Raw genomic sequence first — 18,195 nt, forward strand, 5'->3', positions numbered from 1 at the left:
GAGACTGGCGCCATGGCTTACGACGATCTCCGCTCGTTCCTCCGGGCGCTGGAGAAGGAGGGCGACCTGCGGCGGATCACCGCCGAGGTCGACCCGTACCTGGAGGTCGGCGAGATCACCGACCGGGTGAACAAGTCCGGCGGCCCCGCACTGCTCTTCGAGAACGTGCGGGGCTCGGTCGCGCCGCTGGCGATGAACGTCTACGGCACCGACCGGCGGCTGCTGAAGTCGCTCGGCCTGAAGGGGTACACCGACATCGGCGAGAAGATCGCCGGGCTGCTCAAGCCCGAGCTTCCGCACGGCTTCGTCGGGGTGCGGGAGGCCTTCGGGAAACTGGCCGGGATGGTGCACGTGCCGCCGAAGAAGGTCAAGGCGGGCGACGCGCCCGTGCAGGAGGTCGTGCTCACCGGTGACGACGTCGACCTCGACGCGCTGCCCGCACTGTTCACCTGGCCGCAGGACGGCGGGTCGTTCTTCAACCTGGGTCTGACCCACACCAAGGACCCCGACAGCGGTGTGCGCAACCTGGGCCTCTACCGGCTCCAGCGGCACGACCGGCGCACCATCGGCATGCACTGGCAGATCCACAAGGACAGCCGCAACCACTACCAGGTCGCCCAGCGCCGCGGCGAGCGCCTCCCGGTCGCCATCGCCTTCGGCTGCCCGCCGGCCGTCACCTACGCCGCGACCGCGCCGCTGCCCGGCGACATCGACGAATACCTCTTCGCCGGCTTCGTGCAGGGCAAGCGGGTCGAGCTGGTCGACTGCAAGACCGTGCCGCTCCAGGTGCCTGCGCAGGCCGAGGTGGTGGTCGAGGGCTGGCTGGAGCCGGGCAGGATGCTGCCAGAGGGGCCGTTCGGCGACCACACCGGCTTCTACACCCCGCAGGAGCCCTTCCCCGCGCTGACCATCGACTGCGTGACGATGCGCAAGCGCCCGCTGTTCCAGTCGATCGTGGTCGGCCGGCCGCCGACCGAGGACGGGCCGCTGGGCCGCGCCACCGAGCGCTTCTTCCTGCCGCTGCTCAAGATCATCGTGCCGGACATCGTGGACTACCACCTGCCGGAGGCGGGAGGCTTCCACAACTGCGCGATCGTCTCGATCGACAAGAAGTACCCCAAGCACGCGCAGAAGACGATGCACGCGATCTGGGGCGCCCACATGATGTCGCTCACCAAGCTGATCGTGGTCGTCGACGCCGACTGCGACGTCCACGACCTGCACGAGGTCGCCTGGCGGGCGCTGGGCAACACCGACTACTCCCGCGACCTGACCGTCGTGGAGGGGCCTGTCGACCACCTCGACCACGCCTCGTACCAGCAGTTCTGGGGCGGCAAGGCCGGGATCGACGCGACCCGCAAACTGCCCGAGGAGGGCTACACGCGGGACGGGGGCTGGCCGGAGATGGTGCTCTCCGACCCGGAGACGGCGGCGAAGGTCGACCGCCGATGGAGGGAGTACGGCCTGTGAGCGCGGAATCCGCCGCTTCGGACTTTTTCGGACGGCAGCCGAGCCCCGACGGCAGGGTCAAGGCCTTCCTGCGCCTGGTGATGATCGAGCACTCGATCTTCGCGCTGCCCTTCGCCTACATCGCCGCCCTCACCGCGATGTTCCGCGACGACGGCACGGTGCACTGGGGCGAACTGCTGCTGATCACCGTGGCGATGGTGGGCCTGCGCACCTTCGCGATGGCCTGCAACCGGATCATCGACCGGGAGATCGACGCCCGCAACCCGCGCACCGCGACCCGTGAACTGGTCACCGGCGCCCTGTCGGTGCGGTCCGCCTGGACGGGCGCGCTGATCGCGGTCGTGGTCTTCCTGGGCGCCGCCGCGCTGCTCAACCCGCTGTGCCTGGCGCTCGCGCCGGTCGCGGTGGTGCCGATGGTGGTCTACCCGTACGGCAAGCGTTTCACCGACTTCCCGCACGCCATCCTCGGCCTCGCGCAGGCGATGGGCCCGATCGGGGCGTGGCTCGCGGTCACCGGCTCCTGGTCGTGGGACGCGGTGATCCTCGGCCTCGCGGTCGGGGTCTGGATCGGCGGCTTCGACCTGATCTTCGGCTGCCAGGACGTGGCCGCCGACCGGGCGCACGGCGTCAAGTCGGTGCCGGCCCGCTTCGGCATCCCGGCGGCCCTCCACGGCTCCCGGGTCTGCCACGTCGTCACCACGGGCCTGCTGGTCTGGTACGGGGTGGCAACGGGCGCGGGCGGCTTCTGGTGGACCGGCCTCGCGGTGGTCGCCGGGGCCTTCCTCTACGAGCACTCCATCGTCCGGCCGCACGACCTGAGCCGGCTCAACCGGGCCTTCTTCACGGTCAACGGCGTGATCGGCATCACGCTCTTCGTCTTCGCCCTCTTCGACCTGCTCGCGCGCGGCCTCGGCACCTGAGGTGCCGAGGCCGCCCGCGGGCGGGGCTCAGAGGCCGCTGACGTCCGGCTTCAGGCCCTGGAGCAGGCTCTCGGGGGAGCCGTAGGCGGCCGGCAGGTGGCCGAAGTCGAGCTTCTCGGCCTTCACCCCGAAGTCCGCGAACTTCGACATCGCCAGGCCTATCAGGTCCTGCGGGTTGAGCTGCTGGGCGCCCGCGGGGGCCTTGACCGGGTCGGCGCCGCCGTCCACGGAGAGGTCGAGCGGGAGCGTGCCGTGGATGGTGCCGTCGAGCTGCGCCAGGTCGACGGTGATGTGGCTGAGCTTGCCGTCCTTGACCGCGACGTCGATCGACACCGTCTTGTTCGGCACGTCGTCGAGGCTGTCCTGGAGGTCGCCGGGCAGTTCCTTGGTCAGCGAGCCGAAGGAGGTCTGCAGGTCCTTGGCGAACTGCCGGGCCGGCACGCTGACCTTGAGGTGGTCGGCGCCGTCCTTCGACCCGAGGTCGGTGATCTTCGCGTCCTTGGTCAGGGTCTGCTGCACCGGGGCGAGCAGTTGGGCGAAGGTCTTGTGCCCGAGCTCGGTCGGAAGTCCCGTCGGCAGGTCTGAGGGCAGCCCGAGGCCGCCGAGCGCCGAGCCTTCGACGTCGTCGGAGCCCGTGGAGTCCTCCTCGCCACCGCCCATCGTCTTGGCGAAGTCGAGGAAGGCGTCGGGGTCGAGGGACACCCAGCCGCCCTTGGCGAGGGTCTTGAGGGATCCGAAGGACGACGGCATGTCGTCGAGCGAGCCCAGCATCCCGTTGATGTCGGCCAGCCCTGAGTCGTCGCCGGTGTCGAGGGCGGCGAGACCCTTGAGGTCCACCCGGAGGTAGAACTTCTTGTCCACGGACCGTACGCCGAGCAGGGACTTGCCCTCGGACTTGCCCGAGGCGCCGCCGGTCATCTCCAGGCCGAACGCGGTGGTCTTGTCGTCGCCCCTGACCTCGGCGAGCGGCTTGTCGGCGCTGAGCGACGACTTCACGTGCAGGCCGGCGAGCAGTGCGGCGTCGGCGCGCTCGAAGTCGTCCTGGTCCTTGAGCGCCGCGTAGATCTGGTCCGGGGTGCCGTCGAAGGCCAGCCCGAAGGTCACCGACTTCTGCTCGCCGAGGTTGGTGAAGGCGTTGCTGACCTTGCCCTGCGGGGTGCTGGGCTCCTCGTTGCCGCACGCGGCAGCACCGGTGGTTATCAGCGCCACCACTCCGGCGGCGGCGAGACCCTTGCGCATGGTGATGATGACGGACTCCTAGGACGCCCGCGAGCGGATCGCGGAAGGCGGTGATCGGTGGTGATGCCGGTGTGGGGGCTGACAGAAGCCTAGCTGTGCGGGGGCTGTGAACTGGCGGGGGTTTCCGGCTGACTTGTGGCGGCCTGGGCTGCCGGGATGCGGCAACGACGTGGCAACGTGCGGTGTGCGGGGGGCGCGTCGGAGGCGGCCGGTCCGGGCCGGCCGGTCGCCGGCCGGTCAGGCGGAGACCGCGACGGTGCGCTCCCGGAAGAGGAACGCCGCGACCACCCCGCCGATCAGCCCGAACAGATGGGCCTGCCAGGACACCCCGTCGGCGGACGGCAGCACACCCCACAGGATGGAGCCGTAGAGCACGCCGACGATCAGGCCCACGATGACGTCCAGCGGTCGCCGGTCCACGAAGCCGCGGCTCAGCAGATAGCCGAACAGGCCGAATATCAGCCCGGATGCGCCCAGGGTGGTGGTGTGCGCGGGCGCGATCAGCCAGACCCCAAGGCCGCTGATGACCACGATGGTGAGCGCCACCGCGAGATAGCGGCCGATGCCGCGCAGGGCGGCGATGAAGCCCAGCACGAGCAGCGGCAGGCTGTTCGACGCCAGGTGCGCGAAGCCGACGTGCATGAACGCGGCAGGCACGATGTCCAGCAGCTCGCTGCCCTTGCGCGGGGTGATGCCGAAGGTGTCGAGCCGCTGGCCGCTCAGCGCGCTCACCCCTTCGAGCGCCCACAGCAGTGCCAGCCAGCCCACCATCAGTGCCGCCGCGGTGACCACCCGGCTGCCTGCGCGCAGCGGCGCGAGCAGTGTGTCGAGTGCGCCCGTCCGCGGCCGCGCGGTCCGGCCCGCCGTCTGTCCGTATGCCACCGAAACCCCCCTGAGTCCAGTGCCTTCACCGTGGACAACGCCCACCGCGCGTACCCGGTTCCCGCTTCGGCGGCTTTGCCCTGGTCCGGTTACGCTCGTCGGCGTGGACGACATCCCCGAAGGCGACCCGCACCGCGAACGCGACCCCTGGGTGGTCGGTGTGTCCGGGGCCTCGGGGACTCCGTATGCCGCCGCCGTGCTGCGGGCGCTGCTGCACGCGGGCGAGGCCGTCGACCTGGTGGTCAGCAGGGCGGCGAGGCTGACCCTGCTGGACGAGACGGGCGCCGGCTTCCGCGACGCGCACTGGCGCGAGGACCTGGCGCGGCTGCTGGCCCGCGGCGCCGACGGCACCGCCGACCGCTTCCCGCCCCCCGACCTGTCCGCGGTACGCCACTGGCCGGCCGGCGACCTGGCCGCGGGACCGTCCTCCGGGTCGTACCGGACCAAGGGGATGCTGATCGTGCCCGCCAGCACCGCGTGCGTGGCGGGGGTGGCGCTCGGGCTGTCCAAGGACCTGCTGCAGCGGGCGGCGAGCGTCACGCTCAAGGAGCGGCGGCCGCTGGTGGTCGCGGTCCGCGAGACGCCGCTCGGCGGCCCGACGCTGCGTCACCTGGTGGCGCTCGACGACGCGGGGGCGGTGGTCCTGCCCGCGTCGCCCGCCTTCTACACCGGCGCGGTGCACATCCAGGACCTGGTGGACTTCGTCGCGGGCCGGGTGCTGGACGTGGCGGGGGTGCCGCACAAGCTGTACCGGCGCTGGCAGGGCGAGCTGGGCCGTGCGGCGCATGAGGCCGGTGCGGTGCATGAGGCCGGTGCGGCGGAGCACGGAAGAGCAGATGCGCAGGGCGCGGACCCTTTCATGCCTTAGATTCGTGTCCAGACAGCGCAGTCGTGGCACGAACGGGAGGGTCCCTTCTGATGGACGCGGTGGACAGGCAGCTCATCCAGGCGTTGCGCGAGAACGGCAGGGCGTCGTACGCGGAACTGGGCCGGCTGGTGGGGCTGTCGGGCCCCAGCGTCACCGACCGCATCAACCGCCTCGAGCAGGCAGGGGTGATCACCGGCTACCGTGCCACGGTGGCCCCCGCCGCCCTCGGCCTGGGCGTCACCGCCCTGGTCGGGCTGCAGCTCAGCGACGCCGCCGACCACGAGGACGTGGCGGGCAGGCTGCGCGACCTGGACGAGATCGAGGACTGCTGGTTCATCGCCGGCGACGACTCCTACATGCTCAAGGTCAGGGTCGGCGACGTCGACGGGCTGGAGCACACCATCCGCCGGCTGTCGGGCACCAAGGGCGTGGCCCGCACCCGTACCACGATCGTGCTGTCCACGAAGTGGGAGAACCGGGTGGGGGCGCTTCCCGAGGAGGCGTGACGGGGGCACCTCCCGGCCGCGGGCCGGGGGCGTAGTGTCGAAGCCGATCGACCCGGCAGGGGTCGGCAGGAGGAGGAGTTCATGGACGCGGGGCTCAAGCGGGAGCTGGAGGAGAAGGTCCACGCCGGCGAGCGGCTGACCCGGGAGGACGGCATCGCCCTCTACGAGTCCGACGACCTCGCATGGCTGGGCGGTCTCGCGCACCACGTGCGCACCCAGAAGAACGGTGACGTCGTCCACTTCAACGTCAACCGGCACCTGAACATGACGAACGTGTGCACCGCCTCGTGCGCGTACTGCTCCTTCCAGCGCAAGCCCGGCGAGAAGGACGCCTACACGATGCGCATCGAGGAGGCCGTCCGGCTGGCCAAGGCGATGGAGGCCGACAGCCTCACCGAGCTGCACATCGTCAACGGCCTGCACCCGACGCTGCCGTGGCGCTACTACCCGCGCTCGCTCAAGGCGCTCAAGGAAGCTCTGCCGCAGGTGTCGCTCAAGGCCTTCACGGCCACCGAGATCCACCACTTCGAGACCATCTCGGGCATGTCCGCCTCCGACATCCTCGACGAGCTGATCGAAGCGGGCCTGGAGTCGCTGACCGGCGGCGGGGCCGAGATCTTCGACTGGGAGGTGCGGCAGCACATCGTGGACCACCGCACCCACTGGGAGGACTGGTCCCGGATCCACCGCCTCGCGCACTCCAAGGGCCTCAAGACGCCCTGCACGATGCTCTACGGCCACATCGAGGAGCCCAGGCACCGGGTCGACCACGTGCTGCGGCTGCGCGAGCTGCAGGACGAGACCGGCGGCTTCCAGGTCTTCATCCCGCTGCGCTACCAGCACGACTTCGTGGACATGAAGGACGGCAAGGTCCGCAACACCCTCCAGGCCCGCACCACGATGGCCACCGGCGCGGAGGCGCTCAAGACCTTCGCGGTCTCCCGGCTGCTCTTCGACAACGTGCCGCACGTCAAGGTCTTCTGGGTGATGCACGGCCTGTCCACGGCGCAGCTCGCGCTCAACCACGGCGCCGACGACATGGACGGCTCGGTCGTCGAGTACAAGATCACCCACGACGCGGACGACTACGGCACCCCGAACAAGCTGACCAGGGACGACATCCTCGACCTCATCAGGGACGCCGGCTTCCGCCCCGTGGAGCGCAACACGCGCTACGAGATCATCCGCGAGTACCCGGGCCCCGACGGTTCGCGGCGGGAGTCGCCGCAGCCGATGCGGGTGTGACCCCGGCCACGGCGCCCTCGGGGGCGTAATGGCTACCCTGCTCGTATGACCCTTACGTGCGAGCTGGACCCGGTGATCGACGAGGAGTTGCGCGAGGGGATCCTCGCGCTGTGGGCCGAGGTGTCCAACGCGGGCGGCGCGGTCGGCTTCGTGCCGCCCGTCGTGCCCGAGGACATCAGGCCCGACCTCGACCGGTCGCTCGCCGCGGTCGCCGACGGGTCGCGGCGGCTCCTCGTCGGCCGGGACGAGGACGGCCGCGTCGCCGCCACCGCCTTCCTCGCGTACAACGCGCACCGGCTCATGACGCACTGGGTGTGGGTCTACACGGTCATGGTCCACCCCCGCCACCAGGGGCGCGGCTTCGGCCGCACCCTGATGTCCGCCGTCGAGGAGGCCGCCCGCGGCTTCCACGGCGTCGAGGCGATCCGGCTCACCTGCCGCGGCGGCACGGGCGCGGACTCCTTCTACGCGGCCTGCGGCTACAAGGAGGTCGGGCGGATCCCCGGCGCCATCCGGGTCGCGCCCGGTGACGACCGCGACGACATCGTGATGCTCCGCATCCTGTGACCCGGCCCCCGGTGCGGGGGCGGCGGTCGGTGCGCGGCGGGGCCGTGCTTCACTGGGAGCATGCTCCGATACACCGCCCTGCGCTTCGGCCTCATCGTCGCCAGCTTCGGTGTCATCTGGGGCCTGGTGCGGCTGCACATCCTGCCGGCCGGGCTCGGTGACTCGAACTACCTGTGGGTCGCACTCCTGGCCCTCGTCGTCTCCGCCCCGCTGAGCTGGGTGCTGCTGCGCGGGGTGCGCGAGCAGGCCGCGCTCGCGGTGTCGCAGAAGGTCGAGCGCACCCGCCTCAACCTGGCCGCCAACGCCCAGCAGGAGGACGCGGCCGACGACGCCGCGAGGGACAGCGCGCCGCGTACCGCCTGATGCCCGCTGCCGGCAGCAGGCGGGTGCCGCGGGCAGAGCGCGAGCGGCAGATGCTCGACGCCGCGGTGGCCACCTTCGCCCGGCGCGGCTACCGGGCCGCCTCCATGGACGAGATCGCCGAGGCGGCCGGGGTCAGCAAGCCCCTGGTCTACCTCTACCTCAACTCCAAGGACGAGCTTTTCAGCGCGTGCATCCGGCGTGAGGCCGAGTCCCTGACCGCGGCCGTGCGCGACGCCGTCGAGGTCGGGGCGCCGCCGGAAGGGCAGTTGTGGAGCGGGCTGCTCGGCTTCTTCGAGCACACCGCGGCCCACCCCGACGGCTGGACGATCCTCTACAGCCAGGCCCGCACGGTGGGCGAGCCGTTCGCGGCGGAGGTCGCCGTGCTGCGGGCCGAGATCGTCGACTTCGTCGCCGCGCTGATCGCGGCGGCCTGCGGCTCGCAGGACGTGCTGGGTTACGCCCACGCCCTGGTCGGCGCAGCCGAGTCGCTGGCCGGATGGGCCGTGTCGTCCCCTTCCCCCGCCGGGTCGGGCCGGGACCTCGCCACCACGCTGATGAACTTCGCCTGGTCCGGGCTGTCCGACCTCATCCCCCCTCAGGACCGGCCCGGTCTCTCCTGAGGACGTCCCGCCAGGCCTGACCTCTCAGTCCTGCGCGCGCGGGGTGCGGCCGAGCCGGGTGAGGATCCGGGCCAGCGGGCCGGCGTGCTCGGGGGCCGGGAGCGCGGTGGCGAAGGCGGTGGAGGCGGCCGGTACCGCCAGCGCCACCGGGAGCGCGGCCTCCAGCAGATCGGGGTCCGCCGTATAGGGGACGCCGAGCGCGGCGGCGACGTCCCAGCCGTGGACGACGTAGTCGAGGAAGTGGAAGCCGACCGCGCGGGCGGCGGGGAAGCCGCTGCCGGTGCCGAATTCCGGCAGTGCGAAGGACCGGTCCCCGTCCGGCACGGCCGCGAAGGCGGCGAGTACGTCGTCGGCGGCGGCCTCGTGATCGGCGACCGGGTCGGCGGACGGGGTGGCGGCCCAGACCGCGAGGTCCCCGCCCTGCCCGCGCGCGGCGGCGGCGAAGCCGCGGTGCTGTGCGGTCATGTGTGCGAGAAGGTCCACCAGGTCCCAGCCGGCGCAGGGGGTCGGGCGCCCCAGATCGGCTACCGTCGAATGCCGGACGAGCCCGGTGCTCAGCCGTACGGCACGTGCGTCGAGTGCGCGGACCCGGTCCCATTCGGTAGGCATCTGCTTATCGTGTGCTAGTGCACATCATCTGTCAAGGGAGTGCTTCGCTATGCCCGCCCCGCCCCGCAGGGACCTCGCGGCCATGATCGTCCCCCTCGGCCGCGCCCTGACCGCCGCCGAACTCCCGGTGCTGCGCGAGCACGGCCTGACCATGTGGGCGTACTCCGTACTGCTGCGGCTCGACGCGGCACCGCTGCGCAGCCAGGCGGCGCTCGCCGAGGCGATCGGCGCGGACAAGACCCGGATCATCGAGGTGCTCGCCGACCTCGACGAGCGCGGCCTGATCAGCCGCACCCCCGACCCGGCGGACCGCCGGGTGCGGCTGCTGGCGCTGACACCCGAGGGCCGCCGGGTACGGGACGCCGCGCAGGGCGCGATCCAGCGGCGCGAGGAGCGGCTGCTGGCCCGGCACCTGTCGCAGGGCCAGCGCGCGGGCCTGCTCGACGCGCTCCGGGTCCTGGCCGCGCTGCCCGCAGCGGAGATCAGCGACCCGGAGCCGTGACCGTGCCGGTGACGTGCACCCGCCCGCCGGAGCGGACCTCGAAGCGGTCGCCGGCGGCGGCGTAGCCGACGGTCGACGGCAGCAGGATCGGCTGCCGGAAGTCCGCCGTGACACCCGTCGCTCCCGGGTGCTCTGCCGCGCACCGGGCGACCGTCCACATGCCGTGCACGATGGCCCGGGGGAAGCCCAGCGGGCGCGCCGTGAGCGGGTGGAGGTGGATGGGGTTGTAGTCCCCGCTGACCCGGGCGTGCCGCCGGCCGAGCCCGGCCGCCAGCTCCCAGCGCGCCACCAGCGGCAGGTCGCCGCCGCCCGGGGCCGCGTCAGGCCCCCGCCCTGCCGGGTCCGGCGACCGCCGCCCGCCGGCGTCGGGGACCCGGTGCCTGGCCAGATAGGTGCTGTGGTCCTCCCAGAGCAGTTCGCCGTCCACCCGTGCCTCGGTCACCACCGTGACCTCGGTACCCCGCCGGTGCGGCCGCAGCCCGGCCGCGTACACCGACAGGTCCGGCCGGTCCGCGGCGCCGAGCGGTCCGCGGCCGCGGATGGCCACGGAGGTGTGGACCAGGCCGAGCAGCGGCAGCGGGAAGGCGCGGGCGGCCATCAGGCGGGCGGCCAGCGGGAAGCCGAGGATGTGCGGGTAGGTGAGCGGGAGTTCCCGGCCGCCCGGGGCGAAGCCGCACACGCGGGCGTACGCCGCGACCCGCGCGGGCTCGACCCGCACCGCCGTCCTGGTCAGCCGGGCCCGCGGCAGGTCGGCGCCGGGGGAGGGGCGCTTGCCCAGGCCGGTGAGCACGCCCCGGCCCAGCGTCAGCAGCAGCGGCGCCACGTCAGGCGCCCAGCAGGGACTGGCCGCAGACCCGTACGACCTGCCCGTTGACCCCGCCGGAGGCCGCGTCCGACAGCCAGGCGACGGTCTCGGCGACGTCGACCGGCAGGCCGCCCTGCCCGAGCGAGTTCATCCGGCGGCCCGCCTCGCGGATGACCAGCGGGACGGCCGCGGTCATCGCGGTCTCGATGAAGCCGGGGGCGACCGCGTTGGCGGTGATGCCGCGCCCGCGGACCGCCGGGTCGGCGGCCAGCGCGCGGACGCAGCCGATGATCCCGGCCTTGGAGGCCGCGTAGTTGGTCTGCCCGGTGTTGCCCGCGATCCCGGCGATGGAGGCGGTGCCGACGATCCTGGCGTGCTCGTTGAGCGTGCCCGCCGCCAGCAGGTGGGCGGTGGTGCGCAGGACGCTGCCCAGGTTGACGTCGATGACGGTCTCCCAGCGGTCGGCCGGCATGTTGGCGAGCCTGCGGTCCCGGGTGATGCCCGCGTTGTGGACCAGCACGTCCAGGCCGCCGGGCAGTGCGGCGGCGATGCGCCCGCCCGCGTCCGGAGCGGTGATGTCCAGGGCCAGCGCGGTGCCGGTGACGCGCGCCGCGACCTCGGCGAGCGCGTCCCCCGCCTGCGGCACGTCCAGGCAGACGACGTGGGCGCCGCCGCGGGCCAGGGTCTCCGCCACCGCCGCGCCTATCCCGCGGGCGGCACCGGTGACCAGCGCCGTCCTCCCCTCGGCCGCGGGCGGTTGCGGCGCCGGGCCGATCTCGATGACCTGGCCGCTGACGTAGGCGGACCTGGGTGACAGCAGGAAGTCCAGGGTGGAGTCCGCGGCGGCGCCTGGGGCGAGCCGCAGCAGCTGGACGGTGCAGCCCCGGCCGATCTCCTTGCCCAGCGAGCGTACGAAGCCCTCCAGCGCCTGCTGGGCGGCGGCGTGCCCGAGGTCCCCGTCCTGCGGCCTGGCGCCGAGCACGACGATCCGGCCGCAGGGGGCGAGGGAGCGGGCCAGCGGGTGCAGCGCGCCGTGCACCCCCCGCAGGCCGGCCGGGTCCGCGACCGCGGTGGCGTCCAGCACGACGGCTCCGTACGGACCGCTGCCGGACGGCGGGGTGTCGCCCGCGGCCAACCGCAGTACGGGTCCCGGCAGATCGGGCGTCCGCGGCGACCAGCGGCGCAGGGCGGCGGGCTGCGGAAGGCCGAGGCGTCGGGCGACGAAGCGGCCGGGGGCCGTGCCGGTCAGGCGGAGATAGCGGTCGGCCATTGGCCTTCTCCTTACTCTGGAGTAAGTTTACCGGCGGTAAGGCTACTGGTGAGTCACGCAGATCGGAAGTTCGGGAGACCGCATGCAGACCGTCCGCCGGGTCGCCGTCATCGCCGGCAACCGCATCCCCTTCGCGCGTTCAGACGGCCCCTACGCCACCGCGTCCAACCAGGACATGCTCACCGCCGCGCTCGACGGCCTCGCCGAGCGCACAGGACTCGCCGGCCGCGGCGGCGAAGGCGCCGGGAAAGTCGGCGAGTTCGCCGCCGGCGCGGTGCTCAAGCACAGCCGGGACTTCAACCTCGCCCGGGAGACCGTGCTCGGCTCCGTCCTCGACCCGTCGACCCCCGCCTACGACCTCCAGCAGGCCTGCGCCACCGGGCTGCAGTCGGTCTTCGCGGTCGCCGCCAAGATCGCGCTCGGCGTCATCGACTCCGGCATCGCGGGCGGCGCCGACACCACGAGCGACGCGCCGCTCGGCGTCAACGACGAACTGCGCCGCACGCTGCTCGCCGCCCGGCGGGCGAAGTCCCTGGGCGGGCGCGCCCGCGCACTGGCCGGGCTGCGGCCGCGGCACCTCGTGCCCGACGTCCCGCGCAACGCCGAACCCCGCACCGGCCTCTCGATGGGCGAGCACGCCGCGCTGACCGCGGCACGCTGGGGCATCACCCGCCAGGACCAGGACGCGCTTGCCGCCGCCAGCCACCAGCGGCTCGCCGCCGCCTACGAGCGGGGCTTCTTCGAGCCGCTGATCACGCCCTACCGCGGGCTGACCCGCGACCAGAACCTGCGGCCCGACTCGACCGTCGAGAAACTCTCCCGGCTGCGGCCGGTCTACGGCGGACCCGAAGGCACCATGACGGCGGGCAACTCCACGCCGCTCACCGACGGGGCCGCCGTCGTCCTGCTCGGCAGCGAGGAGTGGGCCGCCGCGCACGGCCTCGAACCGCTGGCCTTCCTGACGGCCTACGAGACCGCGGCCGTGGACTACGCGTCAGGCGACGAGGGGCTGCTGATGGCGCCCGCCTACGCCGTGCCGCGGATGCTCGCCCGGGCCGGGCTCGGGCTCGGCGACTTCGACTTCTACGAGGTGCACGAAGCGTTCGCCTCGCAGGTGCTGGCCACGCTGGCCGCGTGGGAGGACAAGGCGTACTGCGCGGAACGCCTCGGCCTCGACGCCCCGCTCGGCCCCGTCGACCGGGACCGCCTCAACGTCGCCGGCTCCTCCCTCGCCACCGGGCACCCCTTCGCGGCGACCGGGGCCAGGATCGTGGGCACGTTGGGTCATCTGCTCGCTTCCCGGGGGCGGCCGGGGCGCGGGCTGATCTCCATCTGCGCTGCGGGCGGCCAGGGGGTGGTGGCCGTTCTGGAACGGCCTTGAACAGGCGCTGCCGCTTGGGGTCGGGGGCCCACCGGCCGGTGGGGGGATGGTGCTGTCGTTTCCGGACCACCGGGCCGGTGGGGGTTGCTCGCGCCGTCCCCCCAGGGCTCGCCCGGGGTGCGCCCACGCGCCCCTGGCGGGGACCCCCTTACCGGTGGGGGCCGGAGGGGCGGGGGCCACCGGCCGGTGGGGGATGGTGCTGTCGTTTCCGGACCACCGGGCCGGTGGGGGTTGCTCGCGCCGTTCCCCCCCAGGGCTCGCCCGGGGTGCCCCCACGCGCCCCTGGCGGGGACCCCCTTACCGGTGGGGGCGCTGAGCGCAGGAGAAGCCCCGGAGGCGGGGAAGAGTCGAGAGTTGGAGGAGGCGCCGTATGGCGATACGTCAGTCACCGGAGGGCGGGGGGAAACCGCAGACCACCGCCGAGGGCGGCAGGGTGGTGCAGGCGGCGGTGCCGCCGCTGGTGGAACCGCCGAAGCGGGGCAGCCTGGCCGACATCCCGTTCACGAACGCCGACGAGGCACCCGACGACGTGGTGCTCAGCCGCAAGTCCGCGGACGGCCGGTGGCGGGATGTCACCGCAGCCGCCTTCAGGCTGGAGGTGCTGGCGGTCGCCAAGGGCCTCATCGCGGCCGGCCTGCGCCCGGGTGACCGGCTCGCGGTGATGGCCAGGACGTCCTACGCCTGGACGCTGCTGGACTTCGCCGGCTGGGCGGCGGGCCTGGTCACCGTACCGATCTACCCCACCTCCTCCGCCTCCCAGTGCGAGTGGATCCTCGCCGACTCCGGTGCCGCCGCCTGCGTCGTCGAGAACGTGGCGCAGGCCCGGATGATCAGCGCGGCCAGGGCGGCCCTGCCGGCGCTGCGGGAGCTGTGGCAGATCGACACCGGCGCCGTCGACCAGCTGGCGGCGGACGGCCGTACGCTGCCCGACGCGCTGGTCACCGCCCGCCGCCAGGCGATGAACCCGGACACGGTGGCGACACTGATCTACACCTCGGGCACCACGGGACGCCCCAAGGGCTGCATCCTCACGCACGGCAACTTCTTCGCCGAGGTCGACAACGCCATCGAGCTGCTGCACCCGGTGTTCAGGTCGGTGAGCACCGAGCCGGCCTCGACGCTGCTCTTCCTGCCGCTCTCGCACGTCTTCGGGCGGATGGTCGCGGTCGGCTGCCTGCGGGCCCGCGTCCGGCTCGGGCACGCGCCCAGCATCGCCACCGACGACCTGCTGGCCGACCTCGCGGGCTTCCGGCCGACCTTCCTGCTGGCGATCCCCTACGTCCTGGAGAAGGTCTACAACACCGGCAGGGCCACCGCGGAGAAGATGGGCAGGGCCGCGTCCTTCGACCGTGCCGCCCGGGTGGCGCGGGCGTACGGCACGGCGGCCGTCGCCCGGCAGAACGGCACCGGGCCGGGCCCGGGCCTCGGCCTGCGGCTGGCGAGGGCGCTCTACGACCCGCTGGTCTACCGGCGGATCAGGGCCGCGCTCGGCGGCAGGGTGCGGTACGCGATCTGCGGCGGCTCACCCCTGGGCACCCGGCTGGCCGCCTTCTACGCGGGCGCGGGGGTGCTGGTCTTCGAGGGCTACGGCCTCACCGAGACCACCGCGGCCGCCACCGTGACGCCGCCGCTGAGCCCGCGGCTCGGCACGGTCGGCTGGCCGCTGCCCGGCACCGCCGTGCGGATCGCAGGGGACGGCGAGGTGCTGCTGCGCGGCGGGCAGATCTTCGCCGGGTACTGGAACGACGAGGGCCCCTTCCCGCACGTCGACGGCTGGTATGCGACCGGCGACGTCGGGGAGCTGGACGCGGACGGCTATCTGGCCATCACCGGCCGCAAGAAGGAGATCATCATCACCGCGGGCGGCAAGAACGTCGCCCCGGCCCCGCTGGAGGACCGGCTGCGGGCCCATCCGCTGGTCGGCCAGTGCATGGTGGTCGGCGACAACCGCCCGTATGTGACGGCCCTGATCACGCTGGAGGCGGACGGCCTGTCGCACTGGCAGCGGATGCGGCACAAGGAGGGGCTGCGGCCCGCGGAGCTGGCCGCGGACGAGGAGCTGCTGGCCGAGCTGCAGAAGGCGGTGGACGACGCCAACGCCTCGGTGTCGCAGGCCGAGTCGATCCGCAGATTCCGGGTGCTGGCCGCGGACTTCACCGAGGACGGCGGCCATCTGACCCCGTCGATGAAGCTGCGGCGGGCGGCGGTGGCCAAGGATTTCGCGGCCGACATCGAGGAGCTCTACCGCCGCAGGGCATGAGGCAGGGGCCGCCTCGCAGAAGTGAGGCGGCCCCTTGGTACTGCAGGTCCTGGGCGCGATGCGCCGTCTGGCCGGACTAGTGGGAGGACTAGTTCGGGGTGACGTTCTCCGCCTGCGGACCCTTCGGGCCCTGGGTGACGTCGAAGGTCACCGGCTGGTTCTCCTCGAGGGAGCGGAAGCCGGAGGCGTTGATCGCGGAGTAGTGGACGAAGACATCCGGGCCGCCGCCGTCCTGGGCGATGAAGCCGAAGCCCTTTTCAGCGTTGAACCACTTCACGGTTCCGGTAGCCATAAAGCCCTCCTTGGGCCCAAAGGGTTGCCCTGCTCCAGAACCTGCAACTGCGAAGTCTGAAAACTACAAAAGCCTGCGGGTTACATGCTCCGCAGGCTCTGTACTGCAAGGGAAACCAAACTGCAACTTGCGAGGAGAGTAGCACGGTGGGTCTCGGCCGGGGAAGGGTCTCAAGATCCGTTTTTACGGGTCGCGCGGAAGCCCCGGAAACGGCCCCTCGGGGGGCCGTGCGCGTGTCCCGCGGACACCAGGAGTAGCGTCCACCAGGTGGACACTTCAGTGCGTACCGACGTCAGCGGCCCTACCCGCCCACGGGTCGGGCACATCCAGTTCCTCAACTGCGTCCCGCTCTACTGGGGCCTGGCCAGAACCGGCGCGCTGCTCGACGTCCAGCTCTCCAAGGACACGCCGGAGAAGCTGAGCCGGCAGTTGATAGACGGTGACCTGGACATCGGCCCCGTCACCCTCATGGAGTACCTGCGGCACGCCGACGAACTGGTCGCGCTCCCCGACATCGCCGTCGGCTGCGACGGCCCTGTCATGTCCTGCGTCATCGTCAGCCAGGTGCCGCTCGACCGGCTCGACGGCCAGCGTGTCGCACTGGGCTCCACCAGCCGTACGTCCGTACGCCTCGCCGAACTCCTGCTCACGGAGTGTTACGGCGTCACGCCCGACTACTACCGCTGCCCGCCGGACCTCGCGCTGATGATGCAGGAGGCGCAGGCCGCCGTCCTCATCGGCGACGCCGCCCTGCGCGCGTCCCTGCACGACGCGCCCCGGCTCGGCCTGGAGGTGCACGACCTCGGGCAGATGTGGAAGGACTGGACCGGCCTCCCCTTCGTCTTCGCCATCTGGGCGGTCCGGCGGGACTACCTCGCCGCGCACCCCGAGGCCGTGCACGACGTGCACCGGGCCTTCCTCGCCTCCCGCGACCTGTCGCTCGACGAGGTCGAGAAGGTCGCGGAGCAGGCGGCCCACTGGGAGGCCTTCGACGCCGACCTGCTGCGCCGCTACTTCACCACCCTGGACTTCTCCCTCGGCCCCGAGCAGCTGGCAGGCCTGGCCGAATTCGCCCGCCGCGTCGGCTTCCCGCCCGAGGCCCGGGTGACCCTCCTCCCCCCGAGCTGACCGCCCGGTCGGCGTACGCTGGCCTGGTCCGTCGTCATGCCCGTCATGCCCCTCCGGAAGGGACCTCCCTGGTGAGCGAGATCGCAGCCGTCCTCGAACGCGCCGCCGACGGCGGCCGTATCACCCCGGAAGAGGCGCTGGTCCTCTACCGCGACGCCCCGCTGCACGCGCTGGGCGCCGCCGCCGACGCGGTACGCCGCCGCAGGTACGCCGGGACCGAGCACATCGCGACGTACATCATCGAGCGGAACATCAACTACACGAACGTGTGCGTCACCGCGTGCAGGTTCTGCGCCTTCTACGCGGCGCCGAAGGACACGGACAAGGGCTGGAGCCGCGGCCTCGACGACATCCTGCGCCGGTGCGCCGAGACCGTCGAACTGGGCGGCACGCAGATCATGTTCCAGGGCGGCCACCACCCGGACTACGGCGTCGAGTACTACGAGGAGCACTTCGCCGCGATCAAGGCCGCATACCCGCAGCTGGTGATCCACTCCCTCGGCGCGTCCGAGATCGAGCACATGTCCCGGATCTCCGGGGTCAGCGCGGAGGAGGCCATCAGCCGTATCCACGCGGCCGGCCTCGACTCCTTCGCCGGCGCCGGCGCGGAACTCCTCCCGGAGCGGCCCCGCAAGGCCATCGCCCCGCTCAAGGAGTCCGGCGAGCGCTGGCTGGAGATCATGGAGACCGCGCACCGGCTGGGCGTCGAGTCGACCTCCACGATGCTGATGGGCACCGGCGAGACCAACGCCGAGCGCATCGAGCACCTGCGGATGATCCGCGACGTCCAGGACCGCAGCGGCGGCTTCCGGGCCTTCATCCCGTACACCTACCAGCCGGAGAACAACCACCTCAAGGGCCAGACGCAGGCCACGCTCTTCGAGTACCTGCGGATGATCGCCATCGCGCGGCTGTTCCTCGACAACGTCGCCCACATCCAGGGCTCCTGGCTCACCACCGGCAAGGAGGTGGGCCAGCTGTCGCTGCACTACGGGGCGGACGACCTCGGCTCGGTGATGCTGGAGGAGAACGTGGTCTCCTCGGCCGGCGCGAAGCACCGCTCCAACCGGATGGAGCTCATCCATCTGATCCGCGCGGCAGGGCGGGTGCCGGCGCAGCGCGCCACGACCTACGAGCACCTGGTCGTCCACGACGACCCGGCGAACGACCCGGTCAACGACCACGTCGTCTCCCACCTCTCCAGCACCGCCATCCCCGGCGGCACCGCCCACCCCGAACTCACCCTCCTCGCCGACCACTAGCCGGCC

Annotated in this window: 19 protein-coding genes; 13 read left to right on the forward strand and 6 right to left on the reverse strand. The window is 72.5% G+C overall.

Annotated elements, in window-relative coordinates; genetic code table 11:
* The first annotated feature begins 12 nt into the window (after positions 1-12).
* Together ACGFMP_RS19630 and mqnP are read left to right on the forward strand one after the other, a co-directional pair.
* Positions 13-1,470, forward strand: a complete 1,458-nt coding sequence (locus tag ACGFMP_RS19630) for a menaquinone biosynthesis decarboxylase (RefSeq protein WP_393673858.1) — start codon at positions 13-15, stop codon at positions 1,468-1,470.
* Positions 1,467-2,390, forward strand: a complete 924-nt coding sequence (gene mqnP, locus ACGFMP_RS19635; RefSeq protein WP_393673860.1) for a menaquinone biosynthesis prenyltransferase MqnP — start codon at positions 1,467-1,469, stop codon at positions 2,388-2,390. The genes ACGFMP_RS19630 and mqnP overlap by 4 nt, the downstream gene beginning before the upstream one ends.
* Before the next feature lie 27 nt (positions 2,391-2,417).
* Here mqnP and ACGFMP_RS19640 read toward each other — a convergent pair whose 3' ends face one another.
* A complete protein-coding gene (locus tag ACGFMP_RS19640) occupies positions 2,418-3,629 on the reverse strand; it encodes a hypothetical protein (RefSeq protein WP_393673862.1) in 1,212 nt (403 codons plus the stop codon).
* Between the two features lie 237 nt (positions 3,630-3,866).
* Positions 3,867-4,400: a rhomboid family intramembrane serine protease gene (locus ACGFMP_RS19645; RefSeq protein WP_393674291.1), complete on the reverse strand. Its 534-nt coding sequence runs from the start codon at positions 4,398-4,400 to the stop codon at positions 3,867-3,869.
* Positions 4,401-4,614: 214 nt separating this feature from the next.
* Here ACGFMP_RS19645 and ACGFMP_RS19650 point away from each other — a divergent pair, with 214 nt between their 5' ends.
* The 6 genes from ACGFMP_RS19650 (at position 4,615) to ACGFMP_RS19675 (ending at position 8,680) form a co-directional block, all read left to right on the forward strand.
* Positions 4,615-5,379: a UbiX family flavin prenyltransferase gene (locus ACGFMP_RS19650; RefSeq protein WP_393673864.1), complete on the forward strand. Its 765-nt coding sequence runs from the start codon at positions 4,615-4,617 to the stop codon at positions 5,377-5,379.
* A gap of 50 nt (positions 5,380-5,429) precedes the next feature.
* Entirely contained in the window at positions 5,430-5,885 is a 456-nt protein-coding gene (locus tag ACGFMP_RS19655; protein ID WP_251500241.1) for an Lrp/AsnC family transcriptional regulator, read from the forward strand.
* 81 nt (positions 5,886-5,966) lie between these two features.
* A complete protein-coding gene (mqnE, locus tag ACGFMP_RS19660) occupies positions 5,967-7,130 on the forward strand; it encodes an aminofutalosine synthase MqnE (RefSeq protein ID WP_393673866.1) in 1,164 nt (387 codons plus the stop codon).
* 45 nt (positions 7,131-7,175) lie between these two features.
* Positions 7,176-7,697, forward strand: coding sequence for a GNAT family N-acetyltransferase (locus ACGFMP_RS19665; protein ID WP_393673868.1), 522 nt, complete (start codon positions 7,176-7,178; stop codon positions 7,695-7,697).
* A 60-nt stretch (positions 7,698-7,757) separates the two neighbouring features.
* A complete protein-coding gene (locus ACGFMP_RS19670) occupies positions 7,758-8,060 on the forward strand; it encodes a DUF4229 domain-containing protein (RefSeq protein WP_393673870.1) in 303 nt (100 codons plus the stop codon).
* A complete protein-coding gene (locus ACGFMP_RS19675) occupies positions 8,060-8,680 on the forward strand; it encodes a TetR/AcrR family transcriptional regulator (protein ID WP_393673872.1) in 621 nt (206 codons plus the stop codon). The genes ACGFMP_RS19670 and ACGFMP_RS19675 overlap by 1 nt, the downstream gene beginning before the upstream one ends.
* Before the next feature lie 24 nt (positions 8,681-8,704).
* On the opposite strand, the gene ACGFMP_RS19680 is transcribed toward ACGFMP_RS19675, so the two are convergent.
* The gene (locus tag ACGFMP_RS19680) at positions 8,705-9,289 is read right to left on the reverse strand and encodes a TIGR03086 family metal-binding protein (protein ID WP_393673874.1); all 585 of its coding nucleotides are present in this window, start codon (positions 9,287-9,289) and stop codon (positions 8,705-8,707) included.
* A gap of 49 nt (positions 9,290-9,338) precedes the next feature.
* On the opposite strand from ACGFMP_RS19680, the gene ACGFMP_RS19685 reads away from it, so the two are divergent.
* Complete coding sequence (locus tag ACGFMP_RS19685) at positions 9,339-9,791, forward strand: MarR family winged helix-turn-helix transcriptional regulator (protein ID WP_393673876.1); 453 nt, start codon at positions 9,339-9,341, stop codon at positions 9,789-9,791.
* Here the strand turns inward: ACGFMP_RS19685 and ACGFMP_RS19690 are convergent.
* A complete protein-coding gene (locus ACGFMP_RS19690) occupies positions 9,772-10,614 on the reverse strand; it encodes a MaoC family dehydratase (protein ID WP_393673878.1) in 843 nt (280 codons plus the stop codon). The genes ACGFMP_RS19685 and ACGFMP_RS19690 overlap by 20 nt on opposite strands.
* Position 10,615: 1 nt before the next feature.
* Positions 10,616-11,866: a 3-oxoacyl-ACP reductase gene (locus ACGFMP_RS19695; protein WP_393673880.1), complete on the reverse strand. Its 1,251-nt coding sequence runs from the start codon at positions 11,864-11,866 to the stop codon at positions 10,616-10,618.
* An 82-nt stretch (positions 11,867-11,948) separates the two neighbouring features.
* Here ACGFMP_RS19695 and ACGFMP_RS19700 point away from each other — a divergent pair, with 82 nt between their 5' ends.
* Together ACGFMP_RS19700 and ACGFMP_RS19705 are read left to right on the forward strand one after the other, a co-directional pair.
* Complete coding sequence (locus ACGFMP_RS19700; protein ID WP_393673882.1) at positions 11,949-13,247, forward strand: acetyl-CoA C-acetyltransferase; 1,299 nt, start codon at positions 11,949-11,951, stop codon at positions 13,245-13,247.
* A gap of 370 nt (positions 13,248-13,617) precedes the next feature.
* The gene (locus tag ACGFMP_RS19705; RefSeq protein WP_393673884.1) at positions 13,618-15,507 is read left to right on the forward strand and encodes an AMP-dependent synthetase/ligase; all 1,890 of its coding nucleotides are present in this window, start codon (positions 13,618-13,620) and stop codon (positions 15,505-15,507) included.
* A gap of 88 nt (positions 15,508-15,595) precedes the next feature.
* On the opposite strand, the gene ACGFMP_RS19710 is transcribed toward ACGFMP_RS19705, so the two are convergent.
* Positions 15,596-15,799, reverse strand: coding sequence for a cold-shock protein (locus ACGFMP_RS19710; protein WP_033177709.1), 204 nt, complete (start codon positions 15,797-15,799; stop codon positions 15,596-15,598).
* A gap of 267 nt (positions 15,800-16,066) precedes the next feature.
* Between ACGFMP_RS19710 and ACGFMP_RS19715 the strand changes: the two genes are divergently transcribed.
* Together ACGFMP_RS19715 and mqnC are read left to right on the forward strand one after the other, a co-directional pair.
* Positions 16,067-16,927 carry a menaquinone biosynthetic enzyme MqnA/MqnD family protein gene (locus tag ACGFMP_RS19715; RefSeq protein ID WP_393673886.1) on the forward strand — a complete coding sequence of 287 codons (861 nt, stop codon included), beginning with the start codon at positions 16,067-16,069 and terminating at the stop codon, positions 16,925-16,927.
* Between the two features lie 71 nt (positions 16,928-16,998).
* Positions 16,999-18,189, forward strand: coding sequence for a cyclic dehypoxanthinyl futalosine synthase (gene mqnC / locus ACGFMP_RS19720; protein WP_393673888.1), 1,191 nt, complete (start codon positions 16,999-17,001; stop codon positions 18,187-18,189).
* The last annotated feature ends 6 nt before the right edge of the window (positions 18,190-18,195 follow it).

Source organism: Streptomyces sp. NPDC049040 (assembly GCF_043197715.1).
Taxonomy (GTDB): domain Bacteria; phylum Actinomycetota; class Actinomycetes; order Streptomycetales; family Streptomycetaceae; genus Actinacidiphila.

Coding starts and splice junctions, on each gene's coding strand:
- ACGFMP_RS19645 (WP_393674291.1), bottom strand. CDS start 4,400: ATGGTGGGCTGGCTGGCACTGCTGTGGGCGCTCGAAGGGGTGAGCGCG.
- ACGFMP_RS19670 (WP_393673870.1), top strand. CDS start 7,758: ATGCTCCGATACACCGCCCTGCGCTTCGGCCTCATCGTCGCCAGCTTC.
- ACGFMP_RS19685 (WP_393673876.1), top strand. CDS start 9,339: ATGCCCGCCCCGCCCCGCAGGGACCTCGCGGCCATGATCGTCCCCCTC.
- ACGFMP_RS19710 (WP_033177709.1), bottom strand. CDS start 15,799: ATGGCTACCGGAACCGTGAAGTGGTTCAACGCTGAAAAGGGCTTCGGC.
- ACGFMP_RS19700 (WP_393673882.1), top strand. CDS start 11,949: ATGCAGACCGTCCGCCGGGTCGCCGTCATCGCCGGCAACCGCATCCCC.
- mqnE (WP_393673866.1), top strand. CDS start 5,967: ATGGACGCGGGGCTCAAGCGGGAGCTGGAGGAGAAGGTCCACGCCGGC.
- ACGFMP_RS19695 (WP_393673880.1), bottom strand. CDS start 11,866: ATGGCCGACCGCTATCTCCGCCTGACCGGCACGGCCCCCGGCCGCTTC.
- ACGFMP_RS19680 (WP_393673874.1), bottom strand. CDS start 9,289: ATGCCTACCGAATGGGACCGGGTCCGCGCACTCGACGCACGTGCCGTA.
- ACGFMP_RS19630 (WP_393673858.1), top strand. CDS start 13: ATGGCTTACGACGATCTCCGCTCGTTCCTCCGGGCGCTGGAGAAGGAG.
- ACGFMP_RS19675 (WP_393673872.1), top strand. CDS start 8,060: ATGCCCGCTGCCGGCAGCAGGCGGGTGCCGCGGGCAGAGCGCGAGCGG.
- ACGFMP_RS19655 (WP_251500241.1), top strand. CDS start 5,430: ATGGACGCGGTGGACAGGCAGCTCATCCAGGCGTTGCGCGAGAACGGC.
- ACGFMP_RS19705 (WP_393673884.1), top strand. CDS start 13,618: ATGGCGATACGTCAGTCACCGGAGGGCGGGGGGAAACCGCAGACCACC.
- ACGFMP_RS19640 (WP_393673862.1), bottom strand. CDS start 3,629: ATGCGCAAGGGTCTCGCCGCCGCCGGAGTGGTGGCGCTGATAACCACC.
- ACGFMP_RS19665 (WP_393673868.1), top strand. CDS start 7,176: ATGACCCTTACGTGCGAGCTGGACCCGGTGATCGACGAGGAGTTGCGC.